This window comes from Vibrio sp. M260118, from assembly GCF_036533755.1.
Taxonomy (GTDB): domain Bacteria; phylum Pseudomonadota; class Gammaproteobacteria; order Enterobacterales; family Vibrionaceae; genus Vibrio.
Window position 1 is genome coordinate 1 of the sequence record NZ_JATABG010000255.1, and the last position, 5,264, is coordinate 5,264.

Genomic DNA, 5,264 nt, shown 5'->3' on the forward strand with positions numbered 1-5,264 from the left:
GATTTTTGCTGACTTGCGAGCTTTTTAAAGTCGATATTATTGAGACTGTCCATAGCGAATAAGTTCTAATATTGTATGGCCTTAATTAGATCATATTTTTACTTAGATTGGTATTACTTGCATGTACGGTTTCCCAGTTTAAAGTCGCTAAGGTCGATAAGCATGGTCTGAGTTTCCCAACTCTGATAGTACGATAACTTCCCCTATTGGTGTGGAACGAGTTGATATATGAGCGTTGCCGTTGATGTAGACCCTGTGAAAACGTCCCTTAAGTGCTTTCAGCATAAGATTGGTTCGGCAACGAGGAGTAAGGAGAGTGTGTTTGCGTGCACCAGATGAAGGTGTGTTTCCTTTTCTGTTACGAGTCTTTGAGTTGAGCTATTATGTGCTAATCACTACTCTTCTCCTCAATCCATCAGGGATATTTGACCTAGGTAAACTCAACAAGTTGATTTTTCTCTTTGAATAGCAAATTAAAGTGACTCCTGTAACTTTTTTAATTCAAAACTTTGTTTGATATAAGAGTCATGAATTTTTGTCGATTATTTGTCACTGGACGTTACAATAAGAGCCAGAAATTTATCTAGGGGGAGTTATGGGTCAACTTTCTATTCTCGGTTTTATCGCAATTGGCGGTGCTTTTGGTGCATGCTCTCGCTATCTTGTTTCTGAGCTTTGTGTTGCGCTACTTGGACGCGGATTTCCATATGGTACGCTGACCGTTAACGTGGTTGGTTCCTTCATTATGGGTTTGCTTATTGCGGCTTTTGAAAATGAGATGTTAGCTACCGAGCCGTGGCGTCAAATAATCGGGTTAGGTTTTCTTGGTGCATTGACCACCTTTTCTACATTCTCAATGGATAACGTACTTCTAATGCAGCAGGGAGCGTTTTTTAAAATGGGCGTGAATGTGTTGTTGAATGTCTTTTTGAGCATTTCTGCTGCTTGGATAGGGTTTCAAATACTCATTAAGAGCTAATGTTGGTGAAAATTTAGCTAATTATTGTTTATCACGGCTTGGTTTACCCAAGCCGTTTTTATATACTGCAATCACTTGTCGGAGTGCCATATGGCTGAGACCGTTTATTCGGGATCCGTTGAACCTGATCAGATTAATATCTGCGAAGGGAACAAGAGAAGATATCTATGCCAGTGTTCAATCTGGTTTATCTATCAAGTAATCGAATGTTGTCGTAATCCGTTAGTAGAAACTAATTAGGTACAATTCGATTCCTCTTGTCGCATCTTTCCGTCAAGCATTTTTATCCCGTTACTTTTTATCTAAGAATAACAAAGCAAGGAAAAATGCTATGTCGAGTCGCAAGCAAGCGAGACTGGAAGCAAAACAGTTCATTGATACACTCTCGGTACAACCGTACCCGAATTCAAGAAAAGTCTACGTAAAGGGCTCACGTCCCGATATTCGCGTGCCAATGCGTGAAATATCACTCGCTGATAGTCTCATCGGAGGCACAAAAGAAGCGCCTATTTTTGAGCCTAATGAGCCAGTACGCGTATACGATACCTCGGGTGTATACACAGATCCAGAACACACCATAGACCTCCACAACGGCTTACCTAAGCTGAGAGAAGGGTGGATTGAAGAGCGCGCTGATACTGAACTACTTGATGAAGTAAGCTCGGTGTATACCAAACAGCGCTTAGAAGATGAAACGCTAGACGATCTTCGTTACGGCAATCTACCGCGTATTAGGCGTGCTAGAAGTGGGCAGTGTGTGACTCAACTGCACTATGCTCGCAAAGGCATTATTACTCCAGAAATGGAATACATCGCCCTACGTGAAAATATGGGTCGTGCCAAGTACCGAGATGAAGTGCTGAATCAACAGCATCCGGGGCAAAGCTTCGGAGCGAATCTTCCAAAAGATATTACCGCCGAGTTTGTGCGTAAAGAAGTCGCTGAAGGCCGCGCGATTATCCCTTCTAATATCAATCACCCAGAATCCGAACCAATGATCATTGGCCGCAACTTTTTGGTCAAAGTGAACGCCAACATCGGTAACTCATCGGTTACTTCTTCGATTGAAGAAGAAGTAGAGAAGTTAGTATGGGCAACGCGCTGGGGTGGAGATACCGTTATGGATCTCTCTACTGGGCGTAATATTCATGAAACTCGCGAGTGGATTCTGCGTAACAGTCCGGTTCCGATCGGTACCGTACCTATGTACCAAGCGCTTGAGAAAGTGAATGGTGTTGCAGAAAACCTTAACTGGGAAGTGATGCGCGATACTCTGATCGAGCAAGCAGAGCAGGGCGTTGACTACTTCACTATCCATGCCGGTTTACTACTTCGTTATGTGCCAATGACTGCAAAACGCGTTACTGGCATCGTCTCTCGTGGTGGTTCTATCATTGCGAAATGGTGTTTAGCGCATCACCAAGAAAGCTTCTTATATACCCACTTCCGAGAGATCTGTGAAATCTGTGCTAAGTATGATGTGGCTCTTTCTCTGGGTGATGGTCTGCGTCCTGGTTCGGTTGCCGATGCTAACGACGAAGCGCAATTTGCAGAGCTTCGTACTCTTGGCGAATTGACCAAGGTTGCGTGGGAATACGACGTACAGGTGATTATCGAAGGTCCTGGTCATGTTCCAATGCATATGATCAAAGAGAACATGGAAGAGCAGTTAGAGCACTGTCATGAGGCTCCTTTCTATACCCTTGGTCCATTGACGACAGACGTCGCTCCCGGTTACGACCATATTACTTCAGGCATCGGCGCTGCCATGATTGGTTGGTATGGTTGTGCAATGCTTTGCTACGTAACGCCTAAAGAGCATCTTGGTTTACCAAACAAAGAAGACGTGAAAGTAGGCATGATCACTTACAAGCTTGCTGCGCACGCCGCTGATTTGGCGAAGGGACACCCTGGTGCACAAGTTCGTGATAATGCGCTTTCTAAAGCTCGCTTCGAGTTCCGTTGGGAAGACCAATTTAACTTGTCGCTCGACCCAGATACTGCTCGCGCTTTCCATGATGAAACCTTGCCTCAAGAGTCCGGCAAAGTTGCTCACTTCTGTTCGATGTGTGGACCAAAGTTCTGCTCGATGAAGATCTCGCAAGAGGTGCGAGAGTACGCGAAAGACACTGAGCAAGTTGCTGCGGACCAAGCTATCTCGATTAAAATGCTAGATGATCCTCTTGAAGGGATGCGTCAGAAATCGCAAGAATTTAGAGAGTCAGGTTCCGAGCTATACCACCCAGCAGCACATGCCGAGGTAAGTGACTAATGAGCAAAGTCCTTATTCCGTCATCATTGATTGAACTGACTGGTTTAGTTCAGCAATGTTTGTTGTTGGCGAAAGAACAGGGTTTTAGCATCGAAGACATTGGGTTGGGTGTGAGCCCAACTCAATCTATTCAGCTTGTTCGCGACCAACAGACCACACGCATAACGACAGATCTTATTGATGGTTATGATTCTGAGCATGAGAGTTCATTTGTGCTCTATTACCGCTCTGCTTTATCGGTAGAAGCGTGTGCTAAGCAACCGTCGAAAGCGATTTATATTGGCATTGCTGATACGCAGGTATCCGATGAAAAGGAGAAAGTGCTTCAGTTTGATATCTGGCGTCACCCAATTAACAACGAAGTGAGAGCGCTTTCCATTGAGTCCAAATTCAACGCAATGTTCGATCCCGAACATCACCTTGCTTGGATAGTAACGCTGACAGCACTCGATTTTCCTATTGAAGATGCGTTAACACTTGCTCGAGGAATGCTAACTCTACAAGCGAATGTTTCACGTGAAACACTGTTGAATGACAACATTGACGAGGTTCAATCAACTCAGTGGGCTGACCAATTTGATGATTTCCCCACACCTGTACTGGAGGATAACCGACTAGGTATTCAAGTTGGTTGGTCTGCACAAGGCGAGAGCGTTAGCTTTCCAACTCTAACTAAGCAAAGTCTAGGGCTCTATCCAGTCGTTGATGATGTTGCTTGGATTGAGCGTCTACTGCCACTAGGTATCAACACTATTCAGCTACGAATCAAGAACCAACAACAAGCCGATTTAGAACAACAGATCATTCGAGCAATTGAGCTAGGTCGTCAGTATCAAGCACAAGTGTTCATCAATGACTATTGGCAGTTGGCAATCAAGCATGGCGCTTATGGCGTTCACCTAGGACAAGAAGACATTGAAGAATCGAATTTGGCTCAGCTAACTAAAGCCGGCATTCGTCTTGGTCTTTCTACTCATGGTTATTATGAGCTACTGCGCATCGTACAAATTCATCCTAGTTACATCGCGCTAGGGCATATTTTCCCAACCACCACTAAACAGATGCCATCGAAACCACAAGGTTTGGTGCGCTTGGCTCTGTATCAAAAGCTGATTGATAGCATTCCCTATGGAAACACAGAGTCGGTTTTCCATTCTTCAATAGACAAAGCCGTTAGTGACTATGTGCTTGGCTTTCCGACGCTCGCGATTGGTGGCATTGACCAATCTAATGCTGATCAAGTTTGGCACACAGGCGTCTCTAGTTTGGCCGTCGTACGAGCTATTACGTTGGCAGAATCACCTCAGTCCGTCATCGAGTTCTTCGCACAACTGATGACGGAAAGACAGCTAACGTTTACTGAACAGAATAATGAACTGGTGCATAACAAGAGAGGCGAGCATGCTCACGGATAAGCAGTTCCTTCGCTATCAACGTCAAATTGCTCTTCCTGAAATTGCTGAAATTGGGCAAGAGCGTTTGAGCAAATCGCATGTGCTGATCATCGGTTGTGGTGGATTAGGAAGCGCAGTGAGTTTGTACTTGGCATCAGCGGGTGTTGGTAAACTGGTTGTGGTTGATGACGATGAAGTTGATAGCAGTAACCTACAACGTCAGATCATTTATCGTGAACAAGACCTCCAAGTTGCCAAAACAAAAGCGACTGTACAGCAACTCAATGAACTTAATTCTATGGTCCAAGTTCGTGCTCTCAATAAGCGATTAGAAAAAGCACAGCTCCAGCTTGAGGTGATGCTGGCGGATGTGGTGCTCGACTGCAGCGATAACATGCCAACGCGCCAGCTCATTAACCAAGTTTGTTTCGAACAAAATACGCCGCTCATCTCGGCGGCAGCAATTGGTTGGCAAGGGCAATTCGCTGTCTTTGATTACCAAACACCAAGTGAACAAGGAGCGCAGAGTAAAGCCTGTTACCGCTGTTTGTATCCGTTCGACGAATTACCGCAAACGCAAAAGTGCAGTGAAAGCGGTGTCGTCGGTCCGGTGGTGGGT

At 45.0% G+C, this 5,264-nt stretch carries 4 protein-coding genes and 1 riboswitch; all 4 genes read left to right on the top strand.

Annotated elements, in window-relative coordinates; genetic code table 11:
* Nucleotides 1-595 precede the first annotated feature (595 nt).
* Nucleotides 596-979, top strand: coding sequence for a fluoride efflux transporter CrcB (gene crcB / locus QTO00_RS14250; protein ID WP_331425391.1), 384 nt, complete (start codon nt 596-598; stop codon nt 977-979).
* 69 nt (nt 980-1,048) lie between these two features.
* Nucleotides 1,049-1,147: riboswitch (TPP riboswitch) on the top strand.
* Between the two features lie 163 nt (nt 1,148-1,310).
* Nucleotides 1,311-3,251 carry a phosphomethylpyrimidine synthase ThiC gene (gene thiC, locus QTO00_RS14255; RefSeq protein WP_331425392.1) on the top strand — a complete coding sequence of 647 codons (1,941 nt, stop codon included), beginning with the start codon at nt 1,311-1,313 and terminating at the stop codon, nt 3,249-3,251.
* Entirely contained in the window at nt 3,251-4,666 is a 1,416-nt protein-coding gene (locus QTO00_RS14260; RefSeq protein WP_331425393.1) for a thiamine phosphate synthase, read from the top strand. Before thiC ends, QTO00_RS14260 begins: the two co-directional genes overlap by 1 nt.
* The coding region (locus QTO00_RS14265; protein WP_331425394.1) for a ThiF family adenylyltransferase at nt 4,653-5,264 on the top strand (612 nt) is incomplete at its 3' end. The genes QTO00_RS14260 and QTO00_RS14265, both read left to right, overlap by 14 nt.

What these genes read in the sequence shown, in the direction of transcription:
- crcB (WP_331425391.1), top strand. Translation starts at nt 596, where the DNA reads ATGGGTCAACTTTCTATTCTCGGTTTTATCGCAATTGGCGGTGCTTTT.
- thiC (WP_331425392.1), top strand. Translation starts at nt 1,311, where the DNA reads ATGTCGAGTCGCAAGCAAGCGAGACTGGAAGCAAAACAGTTCATTGAT.
- QTO00_RS14260 (WP_331425393.1), top strand. Translation starts at nt 3,251, where the DNA reads ATGAGCAAAGTCCTTATTCCGTCATCATTGATTGAACTGACTGGTTTA.